We start from the raw sequence: 24,162 nt of genomic DNA on the forward strand, positions 1-24,162 counted from the left end.
GATCGGTCTTTCCCGGGGAGGCCAAGTCGAAATGTTAGTGCAATATCAACCTGCTGACCAGCGGGCGCCGCCAATGATGATGCGAGCCGCGCGACATTGTTGTACCGAAGCGAGCGCTCTCCCCAGGCTTCGTCGCCCGACTGGACGATTTCAACACGCAAAGGCGCGCGTTGAATTTCCCACAGTTGTTTTCGCAAACGGGCCAATTCTACGAGAATACTGCTCCGCGCGTAACGAATACAGTCCTCTTGAGTGCTGCCGGGTCGTCAAGAATCGTGTGTTTGAACAACGGCGTTTGAAGCGGACCGTCATGGCGCGATGACCCGCCCGGCGCTTGGGGGTGGTCATATCAAAATTATAGGAATCCCAGCACGACGAATAGCGAGATTGCCGCCTCGCTCCATCAAAGCTTGAGTTTGGCGCCCAACGCGGGATTTGATGGTGCGATCTTTTCCATGGAATGGCGGGATGCCAAACCTCAGGCGCGTTGATTGATTGCACGACTAGTCTCGTTACCCATCCCGCAGTAGGCTAACGCGCTCGTCTACCGTCGATGGCCTGACTTCGATCACCTGCGCCGTAGCGACGCCTCGATCAATGAAAGGATCCTGGGCTGCGCGGGTTTCCACCTGTTCCCGGGTGTCGCCGACGGCGATGATCGCGCCGCCGACGCGCGGCCGTTGCCCTCCAGACAGGACGAAAACCCCATCGTCGAAGCCTTGCTTCACCCATGCCTTGTGATCGTCGAGCCAGCGATCGACTTCATCAAGGGGCTTCGTGTAGCTGAGAAGAATAAGAAATATGGCCATTTACTCCGAGACGTCGATGACAACTTTCCCGAACGGACCTCGCTCGAGATGCGCAAGCGCATCGGGAAGCGCCGCCAGCGGATAGCGCCGGTCGATCACCGGCTTGAGACCGATGGCGTCAATCGCCTTCGCGAAATCTTCAGCCGCGCGCCGGTGGCCGACGAAAATTCCGCGAACGACGACTTGTTTGAGCAGGAGCGGGAACGCTGGCGCTGCAAGCTCAAGCCCCTCAATGATCCCGATGACCGCGATCTGGCCGCCAACCGCAGCCGCCTCGACCGATTTTCCTAGGTTGGGGCCTCCGGCAATCTCCAGAATGTGATCGGCGCCATGACCGTCCGTCGCGTCGATCACCCCCTTCACCCAATCGCTGTCGCGGCGGATGCCGAAATCGGCTCCAAGCGCCTTGGCTTGCGTGAGCTTGCCCTCGTCACTTGAGGTGACAATCACTTTCGCGCCGTGCGCTTTCGCGACCTGAACGCCAAACAGGGCGACACCTCCCGTGCCCTGCACGAGCACAGTCTGGCCAGCGCAGAGCCTCCCCTCCTGGACGAGCGAGAACCAAGCTGTGACGCCGGCAATCGGCAATGTGCTCGCCTCTGGGTCCGACAGGCTGTCTGGCGAGCGAACCAGCCAATCTTCGGGAAGCGCCACGAATTCAGCAAGAACGCCGGGAAGCGGCCCGCCTAGAGTCATGCCGTTCGGCTGCGCCGCCGAGCCCAATCGCCGACCCTCAACCCAGCCAGGCACATAGGTTGACATCACGCGATCGCCGCAACGAAAGCGTGTCACTCCGTCGCCGCACGACACCACGGCGCCAGCGAGATCGGATCCGGGCACGAAGGGAAAGGCCCGGCCATCGCCCATCTTTCCGTCAAGGACAAGAAGGTCGCGATAGTTCAAGGACACATTCGCGACACGAATCAGAACCTCCCCGGGTCCTGGCTCCGGTTGCTGAATTTCGGCGACTTGCAGCCGCTCGCGGCCGACGGATTCGATTATCCAAGCCTTCATTTGGCTCTCCTGTATTGGCGGCGCAGCGACAATAGACGCTCCCCTGCCGATACAGTTGCTCTCATACGCCCACATACTGTATCTGATTCTGAACCAATCGGGGCGCAGCAATGGATTCTCTCGCTCTCACGCCGATCTTTCTGGCATGCGCGGAAGCCGGCAATTTCTCTGGAGCTGGCCGAAAGCTTAACCTGTCGCGTTCGTCGGTCGGCAAGGCAGTCGCGCGCCTGGAAACACAGTTGGGCGTTCGCCTCTTCCACCGCACAACGCGCAGCCAAAGTCTGACAGACGATGGGCAGCTCTATTATGATTATGCGCACCGTGCGTTGGCGGAGTTTGAGGCCGCCCGTAAAGCCTTGGCGTCGGGCCGTCGCGAACCGAGAGGAACGTTGCGGGTTACGGCCCCTCTCACCCTGGGCCGCCACGTCGTCGCGCCTCTGCTCCTGAAATTCGCCGCGGCCCACCCTCAACTCAGAATGTCGATGTCCTTTGCGGATCGGCCGATCGACCTGATCGATGAAGGCTACGATCTGGCCGTGCGCATCGGCGCGACCATCGATTCAAGCAGCGTCGCCGGCCGCAGCATCGGCGAACAGCATATGAAGATTTGCGCGGCTCCATCCTATCTGGCCCGACGCGGCGCGCCGGAAACGCGCGACGATCTCGAAGCACACGAACTTCTGCTTTATGGCCATGCTGACGGCGCGCGCCAATGGCGCCTTGCCGGCGAGCAAGGCCAAATCCATGTTGTCGGCGCGGCAGGGCGCGTGCGGTTCGACGATCTTGACGCCTTGGCGGAGGCGGCAATTTCGGGATTCGGCTTGGCGCAACTCCCGTCATGGCTGGTGAAAGGCGCAGTCGAGGACGGAGAACTGATCGAAGTCCTGCCGCAAGCCAACCGTCCGACCTATGACGTCATGCTGCTCTGGCCGCAGGGTCCTCAGATGCCTGTGCGCGTCAGATGCGCCATAGACCATCTCGTAGCGGAAATGCCCGCATTGTTGCATTGATGCAAAAGGCGTAAGGCGAGCACCCGAGCGCCATGATCAGATATCCGTGTTCTCCGGTTCGGGCCAGCGCACGACGCCATCCCGCTCGCGATCCAGTCTCGACGATTTTGGCCAACTCGGACAATGCGCCGCCGACAGCGCGGCTTCGGGCCGTCCGTCCAATGATTGACTGGGCCTTCCAGGCCGGCGGCGTTGAAGCGACGCACAATCGGCAATCGGCGCCACAGCGCTTGGCAGAAACATAACTCATCGAAATTATTGGCTGGGGCGGGAGGATTCGAACCTCCGTATGGCGGAATCAAAATCCGCTGCCTTACCACTTGGCGACGCCCCAATGCGCAGGTGAGGCGATAGCGCGCCCCGCCGCGACAATCAACTGCCGGGCGGCGCGGCGAAGCCGCTCACACGGCGATCGCGCCGGCGCTCGCCGCAGCCCGCCGCAGCGCCGCGATATTGTCGGCATAGCAGAGCTGCCCGCCGCGGAAAGCGGCCGAGCCCGCGACGAGAACATCGGCGCCGGCTTCGACGACCTGCGGCGCCGTCAGCGGCGTCACGCCGCCGTCGACCTCGAGACGGATCGCGCGTCGTCCGATCATCTCGCGTATGGCGCGGATTTTGTCGAGCTGCGAAGGAATAAAGCTCTGGCCGCCGAAACCCGGATTGACGCTCATCACCAGGATGAGATCGATATCGTCCAGCACATATTGCAGCGCGCTTTCATGCGTCGCCGGATTGAGCGACACGCCGGCCTTCTTGCCGAGCGCGCGGATCGCCTGCAGCGAGCGGTGGAGATGCGGCCCGTTCTCGGCGTGGACGGTGATGACGTCGGAGCCCGCTTCGGCGAAAGCGGCGATATAGGGGTCGACCGGCGAAATCATCAGATGCACATCAAACGTCAGGGTCGTCACCGGCCGCAGCGCCGCGACGACGCTTGGCCCGAAGGTGATGTTGGGCACAAAATGCCCGTCCATCACGTCGAGATGTATCCAATCGGCTCCGGCGTCGGCCATCGCCCGCGTCTCCTCTCCCAGCCGCGCGAAGTCGGCCGAGAGAATCGAGGGCGCAATGAGAATGTCGGACATGGCGGCTGCTTGATTGGGGTTGTCCGATCATTAGCATGATCGGGCCGGCGCGGCGCGACGAAAAACGGCCGCGGCGATATTCTGGGGCGATACAGTGAATCGTAAAGCTGAAGCGGCGGTTTAGGGAGCGCTTCGATGACGGATCCGAGACAGTCGCAGGTCGCCAGCTGGTCCGAAAACGCCGAAAGGTGGACGGCGGCCGTGCGCGGTCAAATGATCGCGAGCCGTCGCGATGCGACCGACGCCGCGATCCTCCGCGCGGCGCGCGCCGGTCGGCTCGGAAAGCTGCTTGACGTCGGTTGTGGCGAGGGGTGGCTTTGCCGGGAATTGCATCGAGAGGCCATCGAGATCATTGGCGTCGATGCTTCGGCCGAACTCGTCGCGCGCGCACGCGAGAAAGGTCGGGCGAGCTACCTCGTTCTAAGCTACGCAGAGCTTACCGAGACGCCCGCGAGGGCCGGAAAAGATTTTGATACGGTCATCTGCAATTTTTCGCTGCTTGACGATAAGGCGGAGGCGCTGCTCGATGCACTCGCGTCGATCTCAAATTCCAAAGCCCGGTTGCTCATACAAACGCTTCATTCGGTCGCGCTGGCGCCGCCCTATGAAGACGGATGGCGCGTCGAGCGCTTTGACGGATTTGGCGACGCCGGATGGACTCCCATGCCTTACTTTGCTCGAACGCTCGGCTCTTGGGTCGAGGCAATTTCGCGGAAGTGGGCGTTGAAACGAATCCTGGAGCCCAAAGCGCCGTCGGCGCGGACGCCCGCCTCGCTGCTGCTTGTCGCGGAGCGCGCCTGAGAAGGCTGTTCCTCCAAACCCATCCGTTGGGGAAAGTTGAATCGTCGCGCCTGGCTTTGACATGTTGGCCAAGGATGCATCTGCGATGCGCCCTTGGTCTTCACGGTCTTGGCCCTCGCCGAGAGCGGCGGCGCAAGCCTACTCCGCCGCCTTCTTGCCGGCGAACTGCGGATCGAGCGCGCCGCTGGCGTAGCGCTTGGCCATTTCCGAGAGCGGGATCGGCTTGATTTTCGACGCCTGCCCCGCCGTGCCGAATTCCTCGTAGCGCTGCTTGCAGACGGCGCGCATCGCCTCCATCGCCGGCTTCAAATATTTTCGCGGATCGAACTCGCCCTTGTTCTTGCCGAGAACGCCGCGGATCGCCGCGGTCATGGCGATGCGATTGTCGGTGTCGATGTTGATCTTGCGCACGCCATATTTGATGCCGCGCTGAATCTCGGCGACCGGCACGCCCCAGGTCTGCGGCATCTCGCCGCCGGCGGCGTTGAAGGCGTCCTGCAAGTCCTGCGGCACCGACGACGAGCCATGCATCACGAGATGCGTGCTGGGCAGGCGGCGATGGATTTCCTCGACGACCTTCATCGCCAGGATCGCGCCGTCCGGCTTGCGCGAGAATTTATAGGCGCCGTGGGAGGTGCCCATGGCGATCGCCAGCGCGTCGACCTTGGTGCGGGCGACGAAATCCTCGGCCTGCGCCGGATCGGTCAGGAGCTGGTCGTGCGAGAGCTTGCCCTCGGCGCCGTGGCCGTCTTCCTTTTCGCCCATGCCGCTCTCGAGCGAACCGAGCACGCCGAGTTCGCCCTCGACGGAAGCGCCGACCCAATGCGCCATATCGACGACGCTCCGGGTGACGCGCACATTGTAATCATAATCGGCGGGGGTCTTGCCGTCGGCCTTCAGCGAGCCGTCCATCATCACCGAGGTGAAGCCGAAGCGGATGGCGCTGGCGCAGGTCGCTTCGGCGTTGCCATGGTCGAGATGCATGACGAGCGGCGTGTCCGGCCAGATCGCCGCGAGCGCCTCGATCATCTTGGCGAGCATAATGTCGTTGGCGTAGGCGCGCGCGCCGCGCGAGGCCTGGATGATGACCGGCGCGTCGACCGACGCGGCCGCCTCCATCACGGCGAGCCCCTGCTCCATATTGTTGATGTTGAACGCCGGAACGCCGTAGTCGTGCTCGGCGGCGTGATCGAGCAGTTGCCGCAGGGTGATGAGAGCCATTGTCGCCTCCGCTATCTCTTACGTCTTAACTAGCGTACGGGCCGCCTCAGCCACAGCCTCCGCCGTGACGCCGAAATGCTTATACAGCTCGCCGGCGGGCCCGCTCGCGCCAAAGCCGCTCATGCCGATGAAGGCGCCGCGCGCGCCGATCCAGCGGTCCCAGCCGAGCCGAACCGCCGCCTCGACCGCGACGCGCGGGGCGTCGCCCAGCATTTCGGCGCGATAGGCCTCGGACTGAGCCTCGAAGAGCTCCCAGCACGGCATGGAGACCACGGCGGCCTTCAGTCCTTGCGTGTCCAGAATGTCGGCGGCGGCGAGGGCGATTTCAACCTCGGATCCCGTGGCGAGCAGCGTGAGGTCGCGCTTTCCGGCAGCTTCGCGCAGCAAATAGGCGCCCTTGGCGGAAAGGTTTTCGCCAATCGGCCGCTCGAGCGTCGGCAGATTCTGTCGCGACAGGCTCAAGACCGACGGCGTGTGGCGGCTGGCCAGCGCCAGCTCCCAGCATTCGGCGGTCTCGATCGCGTCGGCCGGGCGGAAGACGTGGAGATTCGGCATGGCGCGCAACGCCGCCAGATGTTCGACCGGCTGATGCGTCGGCCCGTCCTCGCCAAGACCGATCGAATCATGGGTGAGCACATAAATGACGCGCAGACCCATGAGCGCCGAGAGGCGGATCGCGCCGCGCGCGTAATCGGAGAACACCAGGAAGGTGCCGCCATAGGGCACGAATCCGCCATGTAGCGCGATCCCGTTCATCGCCGCCGCCATGCCGAATTCGCGCACGCCGTAGTGGATGTAGCGGCCGGAAAAATCGTCCGGCGCGACCTCGCCCATGCCCTTGGTGATGGTGAAATTCGAATGGGTCAGGTCGGCCGAGCCGCCGATCGTCGCCTGCGTCGCGGCGTTGATGACGCCAAGCGTCATTTCCGAGGATTTGCGCGTGGCGATTTTCGGCTTTTCGGCGGCGAGCGTGGCGCGAAACTCGGCGAGCGGACTGGCGACCTGCGCCGCGACGTCGGCTTTCATGAAGGCGTCGAAGGCGGCGCCCTTCGAGGACGCGGCGCGTCGCGCCTCCCAGGCTTCGCGCGCCTTGGCGCCGCGGCGCCCCGCCGCGCGCCAGGCCTCCAGCACGTCGTCGGGCAGCTCGAAAGGCGCGTGCGGCCAGACGAGCGCTTCACGCGCGGCGTCGATCTCCGCCGCCCCGAGCGGCGCGCCGTGGCAGCTTTCCTTGCCCTGCTTGGTCGGCGCGCCATAGCCGATGAGCGTGCGGCAGCCGATGAGCGAAGGCCGCGGATCGGCCTGCGCGGCGGCGATCGCCTGCGCCACCGCCTCGGGATCGTGGCCGTCGACATGGGCGACATGCCAGCCGGCGGCGGCGAAACGCGCGATCTGGTCCGTCGACGTCGCGAGGCTCGTGGGTCCGTCGATCGAGATCGAGTTGTCATCCCAGAAGAGGATGAGCTTTGAGAGCTTCAGATGTCCGGCGAGGTCGATCGCCTCATGGCTGACGCCTTCCATCAGGCAGCCGTCGCCGGCGATCACATAGGTGAAGTGATCGACGAGATCGTCGCCGAAGCGCGTCGCCGAGAGGCGCTCGGCGATCGCCATGCCGACCGCGGTCGCGAGCCCCTGGCCGAGGGGACCGGTGGTCGTCTCGATGCCGGCGGCGTGGCCATATTCGGGATGGCCCGCGGTCGGAGAACCGAGCTGGCGGAAGTTTTCGAGCTCTTTGCGGCCCATGCCCGGATAGCCGAGCAGATAGAGCAGCGCGTAAAGCAGCATCGACCCGTGGCCGGCGGACAGCACGAAACGGTCGCGGTCCGGCCAGTCCGGCCGAGCGGCGTCAAACTTCATGAAGCGCTGGAAAAGCACGGTCGCGACGTCGGCCATACCCATCGGCATGCCGGGATGGCCGGATTTCGCCTTTTCGACCGCGTCCATCGCCAAGGCGCGAATGGCGTTGGCGTAGCGCGTCGGATCGGATTTTGCGCCAGCCGCCGCCGCGGAGGTCTCCTTGGCCGCCGTCAATATAGTGTCGCTCACGTCACGCCTTTCCTGCGTCTGACCAGTTCGAGGATCCTCGGAGTAAGGATCAGCTGCATTGCGAGATCAAGCTTATTGCCTGGAATGACGATGGAATTGGCGCGCGACATCCAGCTTCCCGCGATCATCGCCACAAGATAGGGGAAGTCCACCCCTCGCGGATCGCGAAAGCGAATGACGACGATCGATTCGTCGGGCGTCGGAATCGAACGGGCGACGAAGGGATTCGAGGTGTCGACCGTTGGCGCGCGCTGGAAATTTATGTCCGTTTCCGAGAACTGGGGGCAAATATAATGCACATAATCATGCATGCGCCGCAGAATCGTCTCGGTGACCGCCTCGGTCGTGTAGCCGCGCGAATGCCGGTCGCGATGCAGCTTCTGGGTCCATTCCAGATTGATCACCGGCACGACGCCGATCTTGAGATCCGCGTAGCGCGCGACATTAACGTCATCGGTGACGACCGCGCCGTGCAGCCCTTCATAGAACAGCACGTCGGTATCGGCCGGCAGCTCCACCCAATCGGTAAACGTCCCGGGCGGCACGCCAAGCCTCACCGCTTCGTTTTCGTCATGGGCGTAATGGCGGTAGCGGCCGGAGCCCGTCTCGCCGTATTCGCGAAAGAGCGTCTCGAGCTCGGGCAGCAGATTGGCGTGAGGGCCAAAATGGCTGAAATTTTGATTTCCCACCGCATGCGCCTCGGTGAGCTTGGCCTTCATCTCCCCGCGATCGTAACGATGGAAGCTGTCGCCCTCGACATAGGCGACCTCGATGCGCTCGCGGCGGAAAATCTGTTCGAACGTCGCCTTGACCGAACTGGTGCCGGCGCCGGACGAGCCGGTGATGGAGATGATCGGATGTCTGACCGACATGGGCGCGCGACCCGGACCCTACGAGCAAGGCGAAATGGACGACCTGCGGCGGGCCGGCCGACCGCGGGGGCTCCGCCGGCTTGTCGCACGGCGCGCGGGCAAAGGAAAGGCTCCCGCTCCCGGCGGGGGGACGCTGGGAGGCGCGACGGAGCGGGGCGGCGCCATGGACACGCCATGGAGACGCCGCTCGACGCCAATCCCGGCCTCGCCAAGGAAGACGTTCACCCAGCAAGGCTGGCGAACTTTGCGGCGGGATGGTTCGCGGCTAGACGAACTGGAACTGACCCTGGCTCAGGCTCGAGACCGCCACATTCTTCAACGTGATCGTATCTGTCGCACTCGCCGTGATAATCGTGTCGGCGCCGACTTGTTGCGCGCCCCCGATGAGGTGCGCCCAGTCCGAGAAGATTGCGCTATCGATATGCATGTGGTCCGTGCTGTCGAAGCCCGTGAGCGTGTCCTGTCCAAAATTCGCCTTGAACACGAAAGTCTCTGACGAACCAAAATCGGTCACGACGTCGTTGCCGGCGCCTAAGACAATCTCGTTGTTATTGCCCGAAAGCGTGAGATTTTCTCCCAATTCCAACGTCACGTCGTTGCCAGAACCATTGATCGTGGCTTTCGATCCGCCCGCCATGGTGAGCGAGCCATTCGACATGTTCACAATGTCCCCGGCGCCATTCTGTCCGTTCGTCGAAATCGTGATTTTCGCTCCGGATTGGGCGTTGATCGTGTTGCCGTCGCCGACGAGATTTGCGCCGAGGTTCGCAGCAACGGCAATTGTATTCGCGGAGCCGTTCACCACATTGCCCGCGCCGCCATTGATCGAGATAACGTCGCCGCCTGCGGACACTAAATTATCGTCGCCATTGACGCCCAGCGTGCTTCCAACCGCGGCGGTCACGACATTGTTCGAGCCAACGACATCCATACGTGAGCTGGCGCGCAGGCTTGCGGAGCCGTTAGACATGTTGACTGTGTTGGTTGCGCCATTCGCGTCATTGCCGCCGACGGTCAAGACGTCGCCGCTCGACGCAATGATCGTATTGCCGCCGCCGGTGATCCGGACGATTGCGTTCTCGGCGTAGTTCAGCGTCTGGTTGGATGCGGTCACCGCCTGACCGGCCTGGGAGCCGATATAGGCGAGATGGTCCTGGCTTTCGGCGAGCGCGTAAATCATGTCTCCGCGGCTGACCGTGCCGGCATCCAGCATCGCCACCCAATCGGCGCTCTCGGACGCCGTCGGGTTTCGGCCGAAGGAATTCTGGAACAGTTGCGTGACGAAATCCGCGTTCGACAAGGCTCCATACACCTGCTCCATCGAACTCGGCGTGCTGTACCCAAAATACGGCCACCACGTCCAAACCCATCCCGAAGCCACGAAACCCGCGGCGATCTGGGCTTCCGTCGCAGATCCGGTAGCGATTTGTTGCGCGCCGCTTTCCAACTCGCTCGATGTCGGGTCTCGACCGAAAGTGGTCTGATAGACGCGCGTGATCATGTCCTTCGCCTGCTGCAGATCAACAGTATGATCGAGCGACAGCGACGCCATCGACTGAACCGAATTATTGGTCGTCGCATGGATATTCCCGACATCCGCATGCTCGGCGCTTTCGGAAATCGCGAGCATCACGTCTGCGCGGGTCAGCGTTCCGGCATTGAGCTGCTTCAGATAATCTGAAAGCTCGGCGGCGGACGGGCTGCGATTAAGCGCGTTTAGATAAGCTTGCTCCACAAATTGCAGATTGCTGACCCCGCCATAGCGCGTCGAGAACTCGGTGGAGTTCATCAGGTCATTCGCCAGCTGGGTGGCGTCGAACGCGTTCGTCGTTGAATTGATATACTTGCCGATCACTTCCTTCTCATTGGCGAGCATGTCGCGATCAAAGGCCGCGTCATAGAGACGTTCGGCTTTGGCAAGATAGTCATCCAATGCTGAGGTCTCGATCCGAAAAGTCCCTGAGTAGGAGGTCGCAGCCTCGTAATAAGAATACAGGTCTATGGAATTTTCATCGATCGTGTGGGAGGAGGAGCCAAGGGAGTTACCTTGGGAATCTGTCGAACTCCAGATGTAGCTCCCGGTTCCGTCGCCAAGCTCCGTTCGGGTCTGCGTTACGCCGCCCGAGGTGGTCAGCGTCGTGGTCATGCCATCGAAGCTTGTCGTCGTCGTCACCGTCGAGCCGTCCTGAAAGGTGACCGTACTGACCTTTACGCCGTCGACGCCTTCGGACACAGAGATTGTCTTATCGGTGACATTGTCACCGTCGATGTCGATCGTCGTCGTCGCGGATTTTCCGTTGGCGCTCGCGGTAAATACCGATTTGCCCTTCAAGGAATTGTCCGCATAGAGGTCGGTAACCGTGCGGGTCGTCGTGCCGTCGGCGTTCAAGACGGTGACGTCGGTCTCCGTCTCGACCGCATTGCCCAATCCATTTAGATCAATCTGTGAGGTCTTGGACAGGCCGTTCGCGCTAACGGTCGTGACGATCCGACCGCGAAGCGTGCCATTGGCGTTCAGGTCCGAAAGGGTGAATGTTTCGCTGCCGTCGGCGTTCAAGCGCGTGAAGCTCTGCTGCGACCAATCGAGTGCGCCGTCGCCATTCGCGTCAACCGCCTCGGCTCTCGACAGTCCATTGGCGCTTCCAAGCGTAACGATTCGGCCAGTCAGCGCGCCGCCGGTCTTGGTTTCCCAAACGACTTGGCTCGTCGCGCCGCTAAGCTCCTGCCGCGAATTTTCAAAATGATCATAGGCGCCGTCGCCATTCCTATCGCGGACCGCATTAGCCTTGAGGCCATCCGCGCTGACGGCGACGATCTCTTTTTCCCGCAGCGATCCATCGAGGTTCTTCGTCGTCGTCGTTTCGACGCTCGCGCCATCGACGCCGATCGTCAAAACATCGGCCGTATCGAAGCTCCCATCCCCATTGACGTCGAGCTGGTAATTCGTGACCAGCTTGGAAGCGCTGACCGTCGCGACCGCCTTGTCGAGCAGAGTCGGCGCCCCGCCGCCGTTCGGCGATTGATCCATGATGATACGAGTCGTCGATCCATCGGCATTAATAAGTGGTAATGTCGCTCGACGTTTGATTTATGGCTGTAGCGCCGTTCCATCCAGTCCATTGCTTAGAAATTGTAAGCCCGTTGGCGCTCGTTGTCGTGACGATCTGTTCCAGAACGGCTCCGGTAATCGCGCCATTATACTGAGTAAAGGCTTGTGTTCGACTCCCGTCCAGATTGAGAGTCGTCACATCGGTTACCGTTCTAACGGCGTCGAGCGACGTGTAGTTGTTGTAGACGGGAAACCATCCCCACGGCCAAATGAACTGCCACGTCAGATCGCTATGAAGGGTCATTTGGCTATAGACGACCTCGCTGGACAGCCCATCTGCACTGACCGTCGATTGGCGCGTGTTTTTCAACGAGCCGTCCGCCTGGAAATTCGAAACCGTATCGACGACGGCGGCGTTTGACTGAAGCTGAACGGTCTCTGTTTGATCATTGACGCTATCGCCGTCAATATCGACGTTGATCGTGGTCGTGTGACGATCCGCCGTAACTGTTGTGATCGTTTTGTCGCGCAAGGAGCCATCGGCGTTGTTTGTGCTGACGGTTTGCACATGGCTGTTGTCCGCCGCGACGGTCCGCACATCGGTCGTGGTCGCATCATAGGCGCCGTCGCCGTCGAGATCGGCCTGTGTCGAGATCGACAGGCCGTCGGCGCTCGTCGATACGACGGATTTCCCGCGCAGCGATCCGTTCGCATTCGTCACTGTCGTGGTCTGCGTCGAAGAGCCATTGGCGTTCTTGACCGTCGCCTCGGTCGTGGTCGTATCCCATGTCCCGTTGGCGTCCGCGTCAAACTGTGAAGTGCGCGTCAGCCCATCGGCGCTCGTCGTCACGACAGTCTTGTCGATCAGGCTGTTTCTTGGACTGTAAGTTGAAATCGTATCGACGCTTGAACCGTTCGCTGCAATCGCGATCGTCTCGACCGAATCGAAGACGTTGTCGCCATTCGTGTCGGACTGAATGGTCCGGGAGCGGCCGTCGGCGCCCTTCACGACGATGGTTTGAGCCCGCTTGGTTCCATCGGCGTTGAGAAGCGTCGTCGTTTGCGTGCGATCGCCATTGGCGGCGACGACGGTCACATCGGTTGAAGTCCGCTCGAAGAAACCGTCGCCATTGACGTCGATGTAGGTCGTTTTCGACAGATTATCCGCGGAGAGCAACGTCTTCGTCTGGTCTCTCAACGAATTGTTGTTGTTGCGATCCGTCGTGGTCGTCCAATAGGAACCGTCGGCGTTTGACGTCACGACCTGACCGGTCGTCAGATCGGTCGTCCCATTGCCGTCGAGATCGGACTGGGTTGTCTTGGTGTGTCCGTCGGCGCTCGTCTGGACCGTCGTCTTGGCGCGCAGCGAGCCATTGGCGTTCGTTACCGTCACGGTTTCCGTGCGGCTGCCGTCAGCATTATTAACCGTTGCGTCGGTCGACGCCGTGTCCCAGACAGCGTCGCCATTTTCATCGACTTGATCGGTTCGGGTCAGCCCATTGGCGCTCGTCGCATGGCTCGTTTTCGTAATCAGCGCGCCATTATCGGCGAATATCGAAATGATGTTGCTCTTCGAGCCGTCGGCGGCGGTGACCAGAGTCTCCGTCTGCTCGAAGGTTCCGCTCGCATCCATATCGCGCTGGAAGGTGATCGACTTTCCATCGGCGCTTGTCGTCGTGACGATCTTGTCGATATTGACGCCGCCGCCGGTCTTGTCGATCAGCGTCGTGAGTTTGGAGCCGTCGGCGTTGACGATCGTCGTCTCGCTCTGAACGAGGTCGATGACGCCGTCGCCATCGACATCCTGCGAAAGCGTGCGCGACAAGCCATCCGCCGAGGTCACGGAGATCGTCTCGCTCGCCAGCGAACCGTCCGGATTAAGCGCCTTGTTGTCGACCGTCACCGCGCCATTCGCCGCCGTGCTGGTCGTCGTTTGCAGCGCATTGCCGGCCGCGTCGTAGATGAGCGCGACTGTCGCGGCGGTTCCTGTCGTTCCATTCGTCCGCGTGAAGGTGGTCTGGCCGTCGATCGACGAGCCGTCGATGAAAGTTTGGCTGTAGTTGTTCTCTTTCAGATCGATGGAGGCGACGCCCGCCTGCGCCAGTGTCTCGACCGTTTGCGTGCCATTGGCGTTAGTGACGACGAGCTTGAACTGCGAGAATTTCTGGTCGCCCGAATCGAGCTTGCCGTTTGTGATTGGTGTCGAAGACATTAAGCAGCGCCTGAATGTCGGAGGCGGCCGTCGGGTCCCATTCGGTGAAGACGATTTCGTTCTTCTGATTGATGACGCCGTCATTATTGGCGTCGAAGGCGAGCACCGCGTCGCCGGCGCCGGCCCAGGCGGTGCGATGCTGATAGCCATCGCCCGCCATGTCGAAGAATGTGTTGGAAGACGTCAGCGGATTGATTTTGACCCCATCGCCATTGAGATCGAGGACGACAGGGTAATCGGCCCCGTAGGGGTAATAATCATAGTCGCCGTAATCGGCGTAGTAAGTGCCGTCATAGCCGTAATAACCATAGTCGCCGTAAGACCCGTCATAGAAGCTGGCGCTAAAGTCGCCGGAACTGAAATCTCCGAGGCCGAAATCTCCAAAACCTGAGGAGAAATCGGAAAAGAGACTAAAGTCGCTCAGGCCGGAAAATAAATCACCGAAGCCGCTTCCAATATCGCTAAACAATGAGCCCATGTCTTGGCCGACGGACTCGAAGAATTGTCCGATATCGGTGGTGCTTTCACCTAGGCTACTAGAAAGGGAGACATTAGATCCCCTAGCTCCCACTGTATCGTTGATTTGGAGAGACTTGCCCGAGTCTTCGTCCGGCTTTTGTCGAGCTGCTTCACTTACAATATTGCCGGCGATCGTCCCAAGAAGCTCTGAGGCGGAACGAGCATCCTGGCCAAGCAGTTGCTCTCCTAAGAAAGCTGCCCCTTTTCCGCCAATACCCCCAAATACCAGGTTCAGCATTGCGGCCCCAAACGCTTCCGCACGCGACTCGGGACTGAAGTTATTGTCTTGAAGAACAGCGATAAATTCCCCGATGGCACCTCCGACGGCACCGAATACTTCGGCGACACCCACAGCGCTCAAAGGCCCTCCAAGGCTTCCGAGGCCGAGCCCTATTATGTAACCTCCAGTTACTCCGATGGCCGAGTACGCAATAGATCGCGCCACCGATGCTTGTGAGTTGGGTCCACCCCCGCGTGTACGCCACTATAGAGTGCCCCGGCCATACCTGCGGAAGCGCCGGTTGTAACCGCTACGGAGACTGAGCCCCAAATACTGGTCATATCGTCTCTCCAGATTTTTGTAACTCAACGCTACGATCAGAACTCAAAATGCGTTCAACGATCATCTCCGCATGCTCTTTATAGCAAAAAATCGTTTCTCGCAGAAAAACGAATGGCACATACTTGATTCTATTTGACTTTAACGCAATAAACCTGCGAACCACGCTCAGGTCTATGCTAACATCTTGTGCTGCTAAACCAGATTTACTTATCCATACGCCCGTTTTGTCCAACTCAAATACGAGACCTTTATATGGATTATCGTAGATACATAGCGGGCTAGACGGAGACTCGCGAAGAAATCCCGATAATCCCTCCCTAGCTACGGCAGATGCCTGCCCAATTGATATCGCAATACCGCTCGCTAGTTCAAATATCTTAACAGACGTCATGAGATCGTAATCATAGCTTTCCATAGAGTGTTTAACTACGAACAGATCTTGGCCATCCCGCCTGCAAAGGCAAGTAGATATACCATGGCGACTTCCAACATAAATGTAGTTTATCCCCTGTATAAAATAGAACATCAATAGTGACAGCAGGTATAATAATGCTATGATTCCCGCTAGTATCGCCAGCTCCAGTCTCGCTCCTCCAGAAATTGCCAGAAATAACCAGAAGCCGCCCGTTGTGAACAGCAAAATATTAGGCCATCGCAAGGCGCAAAGCTTGGCGTTCGCACGAACGGCCCAAAGTGGTTCGATGTCAGCGCGGTCGTTCCTCTCAATGGGAAGCATTTGGACTGTCTATGTCATCGAAGATCTTCAGCAGAGGAGTCCAGATCGGTTCCAGCATCGCTTTCAGATGTGGAGGAAAACTGTCGAGATTTGTTTCTTCCTCGAGGCTCCGCTTGAGCGCTTCCTTGTCGACGGCGCCACTTTGGACAAGCGCTTTCATTAAAGCCGCGAGAGGAACTGTCGCCGCCAAGGAGGCACCGGTCACAAGACCAATAATATCCGCGTCAGATAGCTTTTCGCGCTGTTCCGCCATCGTCACGGCGGACCCTTTTGGCTCATCCGCCGACAGAGTTTCCTGAACAACAGAGGTTCTCGCGAAACGCGACGCGAAGGAAACTGCGCTTGCCGCAGCCTCTCGAATTCAAACGAAGGCAAAGAATTCATCGACTCTCCTCATCCGCCATTCGGAGGCATTTACATTCAAAACGACTAAAGCTAACGTCTCGCCCTTATTGGCGTTTGCGATTCCTAGAAATTCTAACTGCTCCGCTTACGCCGTCAAGCGGCTTTCGAGAAAGTAAAACGGGATTTTTTCACCCTGGTGGCGGGATTGTCGAGATTGACGCCGCCGCCGGTCTTGTCGGTCAGCGTCGTGAGTTTGGAGCCGTCGGCGTTGACGACGGTTGTTTCTGTCTGAATGAGATCGATGACGCCGTCGCCGTCGACATCCCGCGACAGCGTGCGGGACAGGCCGTTCGCCGAGGTCACGGAAATCGTTTCGCTCGCCAGCGAGCCGTCCGGGTTGAGCGCCTTATTGTCGACCATCACCGCGCCATTGGCGTCCGTCGTCGTCGTTGTCTGCAGCACGTGTCCGGCGTCTTCGGAGACGAGCGTCACCGTCGCGGCGGTTCCCGTCGTTCCATTGGCGCGGGTGAAAATCGTTTGGCCGTCGATCGAGGAGCCGTCGATAAAGGTCTGGTTGTAATTATTCTCTTTCAGATCGATCGAGGCGATCCCCGCCTGCGCCAGGGTCTGGACGGTTTGCGTGCCGTCGGGATTCGTGACGACAAGCTTGAACTGGGAGAACTTATCGTCTCCCGCATCGAGCTTGCCGTTGTGATTAGTGTCGAAGACATTGAGCAGCGCCTGCATGTCGGAGGCGGCCGTCGGGTCCCATTCGGTGAAGACGATCTCGTTCTTCTGATTGATGACGCCGTCATTGTTGGCGTCGAAGGCCAGCACAGCGTCGCCGGCGCCGGCCCAGGCGGTGCGATGCTGATAGCCGTCGCCTTTCGTGTCGAAGAAGGTGTTGGAAGACGTCAGCGGGTTGATCTCGACTCCGTCGCCATCGAGGTCGAGGACAACTGGCTCATACCAGGAATAGTCGTCCGCGTAGTCCCACCCGTCGATCGACATATCCCAGTACGAGCCATAATAACCATAGTCGCCGTAAGACGCCTGGTCGAAGCTTACGCCCGAGACACCAAAGCCTAAATCGCCGAAGCCGCTAAAGTCGCCGAAGCCGAAATCTGCAAAGTCGGAAAAGTTCGCAGCCGCATATATCTGCGTGGGCCACGAAGCACCGTGAACTTCCCACCGGATCGAATCACCAATTGGTTGCCCCATCTTCGGATCAACCAGTTGGGTTGTTCCAATAGTGTAATGTGCCCCCCAAATTGTCTGGTAAACTATAAGAATATGCAGGCTCTTGGAACGGCAGGGTATACCAAGGGGGGCTCGTCTCCGGGTCCGTATATACCATTGGTATAGGCGTCGGGTATGGGATCGGTTCGACCCTTACTGGCAACAACGCAAGCGGTTTTGGTGGCTTTAGTTTATCTAATGAAGGACTGAGGCTGACTATCTCGGCGTTCGTCGCCCACGCCCTGGGATGGATGTTCCGACCATGAGAGTGAGTCTGACATCAGCTGATCAGCGCAACATCGAGGCGGATGGCGTCGCGCGACGCTCTTTGACAGTCCTCTCACCATTACCATTTTACGCTCATGGAGCCGATCGGCGAACTGTTCATCTTGGGTTTTCGCGACCCGCTCATCCCTGGCTGGCTGCGGGATTTTGCCCGTAGCTTCGGTTTGGGCGGGGTCATTCTTTTCGACTATGACTGTACAGATCAGAAATACGAGCGGAACGTCTATAGCCCCGCTCAGCTCGAGGAGCTTTGCGAGGGCCTTCACGCTCTCCCCTCGCGTCCGCTCATTTTCATCGATCAGGAAGGCGGCAAGGTCCGTCGGTTGAAGGAAGAGCGCGGCTTTATTCCGCTGCCCAGCGCCCGCCAGTTCGGGCGATTGACCGCTGCGGAGCGGCGGGATGTTTTACGCCCTTCCTATGCGCAGATGCGACAGATCGGAATCGATGTGAACCTGTCGCCGGTCGTCGATCTCGACATCAACCCCGACAGCCCCGATGTGGGGTCCGTCCAGCGCAGCTACTCGAGCGATCCGAAGGTTGTCAAAGAATGCGTGGAGGCGCTGGCGGAAGTCGCTGGCTCGGTGAATTTGAAACTTTGCTTGAAGCACTTTCCCGGAACCGGCGGCGCGAAGGTGAATCCCCACGACCACGTCATGGATCTTTCCGATTGCCTGACCGACGCGCAGGTGAACGTGTTCAAGGCGCTGATCTCGCGCGTGCCGATGGTCCTGTTCAGCCATGGCATCGTGAATCAATGGGAGAGAGACACGCCCGTCTGCCTCTCCGCCGTCGCGGTGAATAAAATGCGCGCCTGGGCGCCGGACGCCTGCATCCTGACCGACGATTTGCAAATGCAGGGCGTGCAAAAGCTGATGTCGACGGGCGAGGCCTGCGCGAAGGCGGTTCACGCCGGCGCGGATTTGATCCTCATCGGCAACAACATGAAGGACGAGCAAGACCAGGCGGCGGAATTCGCTCGCCGGCTGCTCTCGGCCTGCGCGCAGGATGCGTCCATGCGGGCCCACGCCGAGGCGTCCATCAAACGCGTAAGGAAGCTGAAATTCGGCTGAAGCGCGGAGCGCTCAAACTGGCGCCCTACTCGTGCGTCGCATCTTCCCGAATATACGGCTGGGTCTCTCGAAGGTCCTCCGCCCTCGTCCGCTCGACCATCAAGCTCATGGCGCGGCGCAGATGGCCCTCTGCCTCATCCAGCGCCGCCGCCGCCTTGGCGAGGCCGTAGCCCTGCAGCAACAGAAAGGCGAGCTTCACGCTCCCGCCGGCGCGCTGCAAGGCCTCTTGGATCTCCTCGTCGGCGCGGCCGGTCAGCCGCGACAGGATTTTTTCGCTCCGTCGGACCAGTTTCCTGTTCGAAGCCTGCACATCCACCATGAGGCCGTCGTAGACGCGTCCGAGCAGGATCATGACGAGCGACGAGAGCAGAATAAGCGTGATTCGCTGGGCGGTTCCCGCCTTCATCCGTGTCGAGCCGGCGATCGGTTCCGCGCCGGTTTCGAGAAAAATCGAGTGATCTGCCTCCTGGAGCAGCGGCGTCCCGCGGTTGTTCGCGACGCCGATCGTCAGGGAGCCTCTGTTTTTTGCCTCGCGCAAACAGGCGAGCGTAAAAGGCGTCGTGCCGCTTGCGGCCACCGCGATGGTCACGTCGGACGCCCCAATCTCATGCCGCCGAACGAGTTCGACCGCCTGATGGTCCTGGTCTTCGGCGCCTTCAACAGCGTGTAGCAGCGCGGTTTGTCCGCCCGCCATGAGGAGCAGAAGCCGATCTTGCGGCCAGCCGAAGGTTGGCATGAGCTCCGCCCCATCCTGGGCAGCCAAACGACCGGATGTGCCGGCGCCGACGTAAACGAGCCGTCCAGGCCCGCGCAGCCGTCGCTCAATCGCAAGCGCCGCCCGCTCGATCGCGGGGCGCGCGGCGCGAACGGCGGCGACGGCCGAAAATTGCCCTTCGATCATTGAATCCAGGATCTCGGCCGGTTCCCAGACGTCGATCTTGGCATAACGCGGACTTTGGCGTTCGGTCTCCGTCGGGCACATCGGCGCAATTCCAGCTGATAAGCCGCATATGGCCAATGACGGAGAGAGTTCAAGCTAAGCTTCCTATCAGCCAGCTCATGACGTCGGCGCCGACGCGGGAGCTGCGCTGGAACTTGCTTTCCCGCGCATCCGGCTCAATCTCTGTGCTGATGGGTTTGACCGGACGCCGAAACCAATGACCGTCCTCGACGCGCAGATGATTTCCGATATGCGAGAGGCTCCGGCGGCCGTGCGACGGCAGGGGGACGGGCTCGCCGAGGTTCTCCCACTTCTGGCGGATCGGTTACGGCGCAAGCCGCCTCAAGTCGTCGTCACCTGCGCGCGCGGCAGTTCGGCGCACGCCGCGACCTTCGGCAAGCATCTGATCGAGCGATACCTCGGCGTTGTGGTGGCGCCCGCCGCGCCCAGCATCACGACGATCTATCATCAGCCCCTGCGACTGGCGGATCAGCTCTTTCTCGCGATTTCACAGTCGGGCGAAAGCAGCGACATCATCGAACAGGCCGCTGCGGCGCGCTCTTGCGGGGCCGTGACCGCCTGCATCACGAATGACCCGGCGAGCGGGCTGGCGCAGGCCTGCGAATTCGTGTTGCCGATGGCGGCGGGACCCGAGCTCAGCATCCCCGCGACCAAGACGTTCATCGCATCGGTGGCGGCGCTTGCCCGACTGGTCGCCTTTTGGGCCGAGGACAAGCCGCTCGCGACCGCGCTGAGAGGATTGCCAGATCGCCTCGCCGCCGCCGGCGACCTCGACTGGAGCTGCGTCCTGGAGAAGATCGCAGGCGCGGAAAGCCTGGTCACGATCGGACGCGGTCCGACGCTCGCCATCGCGCGCGAGGCCGCCCTGAAACTGAAGGAAACCTCGGATCTGCACGCGGAATGCTTTTCCTCGGCCGAATTCCTCCACGGCCCGGTCGCTCTGGTGGCGCCTCACTATCCCGTGCTCATGTTTGCGCCGACGGACGCCGCCGCCGCGGGCATGACGCAGCTCGCCGCGGATCTCAGGGCAAAGGGAGCGGCGGTCTTTATCACCTCATCGGAGGAGCAGACCCCGGACCGGCTTCCCGCATTGCCCCCTGAACATCCCGAAACCGACGCGATCTGTCTGATCCAGAGCTTCTACGCCATGGTCGTCCGCTTGGCCGCGATGCGCGGAAAGAACGCCGACCAGCCGCGCCACCTGCGCAAGATCACGCGCACGCGATGAACGGCTGCTCTCGACGCGCGGTAGCCGCGGACGTCGTCTTCGACGGCGAAAAAAAGCATGACGACTTTGCCGTCGTGATTGAAGATACGCGGATCGCGGCGCTGACGCGGCGATCGGATCTCCCATCTTCGATTGAAGTTTACAACGTCCCGCAAGGCGCATGGCTCGCGCCGGGCTTTATCGACATTCAGGTCAACGGTGGAGGAGACGTCCTTTTCAACGCCGATCCGACGCCCGCCGCTTTGGCGAAGATTGCGAAGGCCCATCGCAAGTTCGGCGTGACGTCGCTTTTGCCGACGCTCATCACTGATCGCGATGAGACGATGGCAGCGGCGCTTGACGCCGTCAGCGCAGTCATGGCGCGCGAACCCGGCATTCTCGGCATTCATCTCGAGGGCCCTTTTTTGTCTCCGCAAAAGCCGGGCGTTCATCGGCGAGAGTTTATCCGCCGTCCACAAGCGCATCATCGCCAGATGCTCGGCGCGTTTCACGCGGGCGTATTGCTCGTGACGCTCGCGCCAGAGGAGGCGCCCGACGGCTTCATCGCCGAACTTGTCGCTGCGGGCGCGAAGGTCTCGCTCGGTCATTCGATGGCGACTTATGAGCAAACCCGCGCCGCAATGGCCGAGGGCCTGACGGGCTTCACGCATTTGTTCAACGCGATGCGTCCGCTTTCCGCGCGCGAGCCCGGACCTGTCGCGGCGGCGCTCGAATCGCCCGACGCCTCTTACGGGCTCATCGTCGACGGCGAGCACGTCGTCCCCGCCATGCTGGGATTGGCGATGCGCGGCGTCGGGCGCCCCATGCTGGTGAGCGACGCCATGCCGCCGGTCGGCGGGATAAAAGCAGAGTTCGATCTCCTTGGCGCGCGGATCGTGGTCCGCGACGGCAGTTGCCGAACGCAGGAGGGCGCGCTGGCGGGATCGTCGATCGAGATGGCGAGCGCGGTTCGCAACTGTGTTCGGCTTCTCGGACTGCCTCTGGAGCGGGCGCTGCGCTGCGCCTCTTGCCACCCCGCCGAGTTTCTGGGTCTCGGACGCTCGCTCGGCCGCCTCGCGCCGGGATATCGCGCCGACATGGTGGCGTTCGATCCAAAGGATATTTCGGTATCCGCCGCCTGGGTCGCCGGCGAAAGATCGGATTATCGTCCCGGCGCGTAGCTCGTGGGCCGAGTCATTCATAATGGTCAGTAGAGCTTTCGCAATTTAACGTGTCGTCCAACGACCTGCAATCACCCTCGCCGGGACAATCGTTCTTCGCGCGGCTAAGAAGCACAAAAGTGCTTGCCGAACGAAGAACTCTATCGCAGACCTATCTGACTTATCGATCCAATGGATTGGATCGAGCTTGCTGCGCTCTCAGGGAGAAACCGATGTCTGCCGATCAAAACTTCCCGTCGGGAAAAGTGGTATCGGAATTCGCCGCGCCGCGAGTTGTGCGGCCTCTCAATCAGCGTGGCCGGGTGGAACGTCGAGAGGTGCTGCGCGCCGGCGCCGCCGGTATCATCGGGACCATTTTCGGCGGCAGATCCGCCAATGCGACAGGGCTGTTCTCACGCCTGATGGGAGACTCAGCGTCGGCGGCGGAGGCGAATGCGCCGCGTCTTGCCACGCTTGGCGACTACGTTTGGCTCACCCCCACGAAGCTCGGCGGGGGCGCTCAGGTGCAGGATCTTGCGACCGGCAAGACAATGGCTTGGATCGAATATTGGAATTACGGCGACAGCTGCCCGATCGCTCATCATCTCGCGGCCTTTCCTTCGGCCGATCCGCGCAAAGGCTTCGAATTCGTAAACTCGACCCAGGGTGGGCAGAACGTCCTGATTTATGGCATCCCCACGCAGATCCGGGAACATGGAATGCTCGATCCTTTGTGGGGTCAGGGCAATCAGATCTATCGCGTCGGCTTCGACGGGCAGCAGATGAATTTGCTCGAGAATGTCGCCGAGACCACGGGAATCGGACTTGGCGTGCACACCGTCATCTTCCCGGATGCGTCTGGCTTCACGGTCGCGGACGGACAAAAGGATGTCGTCGCCTTTTTCAATCGCGCCACAGGAAACCAGAAGACAACGGTGATCGACGCCTTTCGTTTCGACTGGCGTGGAAACGAGCCCGACGGCGTGCTCGAGGACAATTGGTTCAAGGGAGGCACCGTTCGCGTTTCCCGTCTCTTAAAGGCGCCTGACACCGGGCTCTATGATTATCGCGGCGTCAAGGGAAACAAACTCGATTGGGAGATGGTGCCCATGGGCGAATATCTCGCCTATTCGGGACAGCTTCCGGGCGACTCGGTGAAGACGCTCACCGGCGCCGATAATTGCGTCCACCATCCGATCCATCCGCTCTCGCTGGTGACGCTTCGCATGTTCGCCGCCGGCGTCGTCATCGACCGCACGACGATGGAGCCGGTGGCGTGCATCTCGTCCCCGGACGGCACGACGAAGGAGAACATTCCGGTTAAAAAGATCGCCGACGGCATTTGGGACATCAAGCTGGACAATGTCGTGTCCTCGGGACACGAATGCGGCTTTGGACCGCACGGCAAATGGTTCACCATGACGAACAACACCCGGCAAAACAGCATGGGCGTGTTCGATTGTTCGGACCGCGATCCGCGCAACTGGAAGCGGATCGCCGAGTTCAAGGACTCGCACTGGGTTGGCTCGACGCCGAGCCCGTTCCACATCACCTATTCGATGGACGGCTCAAAGATGTTTGTCTCCGAGCTGCATCGCAAGCCGGCGAAAAGCGCCATCGTTGTCGTCGACACCAATACGTGGACGACGATCAAGCGCTTCGAGAATGTCGGCGTTGACCTGCAGACGATGCATGTCACCTATGACGGCAAATATGTGCTCGCGATCTTCAGCGGGTTCCAGCGGCTCGAAGCAGGAACCTTCGTCTTCACTCAGGATACGCTGGAGCCGGTTGGTTATATCCCGAACTTTGGCGGTCATCACGACTGCGTTATTGTTCCGCGGAACAATGAGGAATTGATCCACAGCCGCTGCACCACCGTCTGACGGGATCGGCGGAACCCGCAAAGACGACTCGCTTGCGTCCGGCGACGAGCCTCTCAAGCGATCGCGCTTCCCAACGACG

The 24,162-nt window shown here is 60.8% G+C and carries 19 protein-coding genes and 1 tRNA gene; 6 read left to right on the plus strand and 14 right to left on the minus strand.

All coding sequences use genetic code 11. From position 1 onward, the window contains the following. Window positions 1-512: 512 nt before the first annotated feature. Window positions 513-809: a YciI family protein gene (locus ACR65T_RS00180; protein ID WP_434494598.1), complete on the minus strand. Its 297-nt coding sequence runs from the start codon at window positions 807-809 to the stop codon at window positions 513-515. After that, a complete protein-coding gene (locus ACR65T_RS00185) occupies window positions 810-1,823 on the minus strand; it encodes a zinc-dependent alcohol dehydrogenase family protein (RefSeq protein WP_434494599.1) in 1,014 nt (337 codons plus the stop codon). It lies immediately after the preceding gene. A 110-nt stretch (window positions 1,824-1,933) separates the two neighbouring features. Here ACR65T_RS00185 and ACR65T_RS00190 point away from each other — a divergent pair, with 110 nt between their 5' ends. Then, the gene (locus ACR65T_RS00190; protein WP_434494600.1) at window positions 1,934-2,833 is read left to right on the plus strand and encodes a LysR substrate-binding domain-containing protein; all 900 of its coding nucleotides are present in this window, start codon (window positions 1,934-1,936) and stop codon (window positions 2,831-2,833) included. Between the two features lie 259 nt (window positions 2,834-3,092). On the opposite strand, the gene ACR65T_RS00195 is transcribed toward ACR65T_RS00190, so the two are convergent. Both ACR65T_RS00195 and rpe read right to left on the minus strand, forming a co-directional pair. Beyond that, a tRNA-Gln gene (locus ACR65T_RS00195) sits at window positions 3,093-3,167 on the minus strand. A gap of 67 nt (window positions 3,168-3,234) precedes the next feature. Next, complete coding sequence (gene rpe, locus ACR65T_RS00200) at window positions 3,235-3,915, minus strand: ribulose-phosphate 3-epimerase (RefSeq protein WP_434494601.1); 681 nt, start codon at window positions 3,913-3,915, stop codon at window positions 3,235-3,237. Window positions 3,916-4,050: 135 nt separating this feature from the next. Here rpe and ACR65T_RS00205 point away from each other — a divergent pair, with 135 nt between their 5' ends. Next, entirely contained in the window at window positions 4,051-4,716 is a 666-nt protein-coding gene (locus ACR65T_RS00205) for a class I SAM-dependent methyltransferase (RefSeq protein WP_434494602.1), read from the plus strand. A 138-nt stretch (window positions 4,717-4,854) separates the two neighbouring features. On the opposite strand, the gene fba is transcribed toward ACR65T_RS00205, so the two are convergent. The 9 genes from fba to ACR65T_RS00250 form a co-directional block, all read right to left on the minus strand. Next, complete coding sequence (gene fba, locus ACR65T_RS00210) at window positions 4,855-5,937, minus strand: class II fructose-bisphosphate aldolase (RefSeq protein WP_434494603.1); 1,083 nt, start codon at window positions 5,935-5,937, stop codon at window positions 4,855-4,857. Window positions 5,938-5,955: 18 nt separating this feature from the next. Further along, window positions 5,956-7,878 carry a transketolase gene (gene tkt / locus ACR65T_RS00215; RefSeq protein WP_434494636.1) on the minus strand — a complete coding sequence of 641 codons (1,923 nt, stop codon included), beginning with the start codon at window positions 7,876-7,878 and terminating at the stop codon, window positions 5,956-5,958. Window positions 7,879-7,976: 98 nt separating this feature from the next. Next, window positions 7,977-8,852, minus strand: a complete 876-nt coding sequence (locus ACR65T_RS00220) for a phosphoribulokinase (RefSeq protein WP_434494604.1) — start codon at window positions 8,850-8,852, stop codon at window positions 7,977-7,979. Window positions 8,853-9,117: 265 nt separating this feature from the next. After that, complete coding sequence (locus tag ACR65T_RS00225; RefSeq protein ID WP_434494605.1) at window positions 9,118-11,880, minus strand: DUF4214 domain-containing protein; 2,763 nt, start codon at window positions 11,878-11,880, stop codon at window positions 9,118-9,120. A 28-nt stretch (window positions 11,881-11,908) separates the two neighbouring features. Further along, window positions 11,909-14,113 carry a beta strand repeat-containing protein gene (locus tag ACR65T_RS00230; RefSeq protein ID WP_434494606.1) on the minus strand — a complete coding sequence of 735 codons (2,205 nt, stop codon included), beginning with the start codon at window positions 14,111-14,113 and terminating at the stop codon, window positions 11,909-11,911. Next, on the minus strand, window positions 14,034-14,993 hold the full coding sequence (locus tag ACR65T_RS00235) for a hypothetical protein (RefSeq protein ID WP_434494607.1): 960 nt from the start codon (window positions 14,991-14,993) through the stop codon (window positions 14,034-14,036). Before ACR65T_RS00235 ends, ACR65T_RS00230 begins: the two co-directional genes overlap by 80 nt. A 196-nt stretch (window positions 14,994-15,189) precedes the next feature. Continuing rightward, entirely contained in the window at window positions 15,190-15,930 is a 741-nt protein-coding gene (locus ACR65T_RS00240) for a hypothetical protein (RefSeq protein ID WP_434494608.1), read from the minus strand. Continuing rightward, window positions 15,917-16,189: a hypothetical protein gene (locus tag ACR65T_RS00245; protein ID WP_434494609.1), complete on the minus strand. Its 273-nt coding sequence runs from the start codon at window positions 16,187-16,189 to the stop codon at window positions 15,917-15,919. Before ACR65T_RS00245 ends, ACR65T_RS00240 begins: the two co-directional genes overlap by 14 nt. Before the next feature lie 239 nt (window positions 16,190-16,428). Beyond that, entirely contained in the window at window positions 16,429-17,496 is a 1,068-nt protein-coding gene (locus ACR65T_RS00250) for a hypothetical protein (protein ID WP_434494610.1), read from the minus strand. 380 nt (window positions 17,497-17,876) lie between these two features. On the opposite strand from ACR65T_RS00250, the gene ACR65T_RS00255 reads away from it, so the two are divergent. Beyond that, window positions 17,877-18,869, plus strand: a complete 993-nt coding sequence (locus ACR65T_RS00255; protein ID WP_434494611.1) for a glycoside hydrolase family 3 N-terminal domain-containing protein — start codon at window positions 17,877-17,879, stop codon at window positions 18,867-18,869. A 25-nt stretch (window positions 18,870-18,894) separates the two neighbouring features. Here the strand turns inward: ACR65T_RS00255 and ACR65T_RS00260 are convergent, their stop codons facing one another. Next, entirely contained in the window at window positions 18,895-19,851 is a 957-nt protein-coding gene (locus tag ACR65T_RS00260; protein ID WP_434494612.1) for an N-acetylmuramic acid 6-phosphate etherase, read from the minus strand. Between the two features lie 175 nt (window positions 19,852-20,026). Here ACR65T_RS00260 and ACR65T_RS00265 point away from each other — a divergent pair, with 175 nt between their 5' ends. From ACR65T_RS00265 to ACR65T_RS00275, 3 genes are all read left to right on the plus strand, one after another. Next, entirely contained in the window at window positions 20,027-21,058 is a 1,032-nt protein-coding gene (locus ACR65T_RS00265; RefSeq protein WP_434494613.1) for an SIS domain-containing protein, read from the plus strand. Then, window positions 21,055-22,218, plus strand: a complete 1,164-nt coding sequence (nagA, locus tag ACR65T_RS00270; RefSeq protein ID WP_434494614.1) for an N-acetylglucosamine-6-phosphate deacetylase — start codon at window positions 21,055-21,057, stop codon at window positions 22,216-22,218. Before ACR65T_RS00265 ends, nagA begins: the two co-directional genes overlap by 4 nt. A 212-nt stretch (window positions 22,219-22,430) precedes the next feature. After that, window positions 22,431-24,083 (plus strand): hypothetical protein, encoded by a 1,653-nt coding sequence (locus ACR65T_RS00275; protein WP_434494615.1) that lies wholly within the window; start codon window positions 22,431-22,433, stop codon window positions 24,081-24,083. Window positions 24,084-24,162 lie beyond the last annotated feature (79 nt).

It is taken from the genome of Methylocystis sp. (assembly GCF_051061285.1).
Lineage (GTDB): Bacteria > Pseudomonadota > Alphaproteobacteria > Rhizobiales > Beijerinckiaceae > Methylocystis.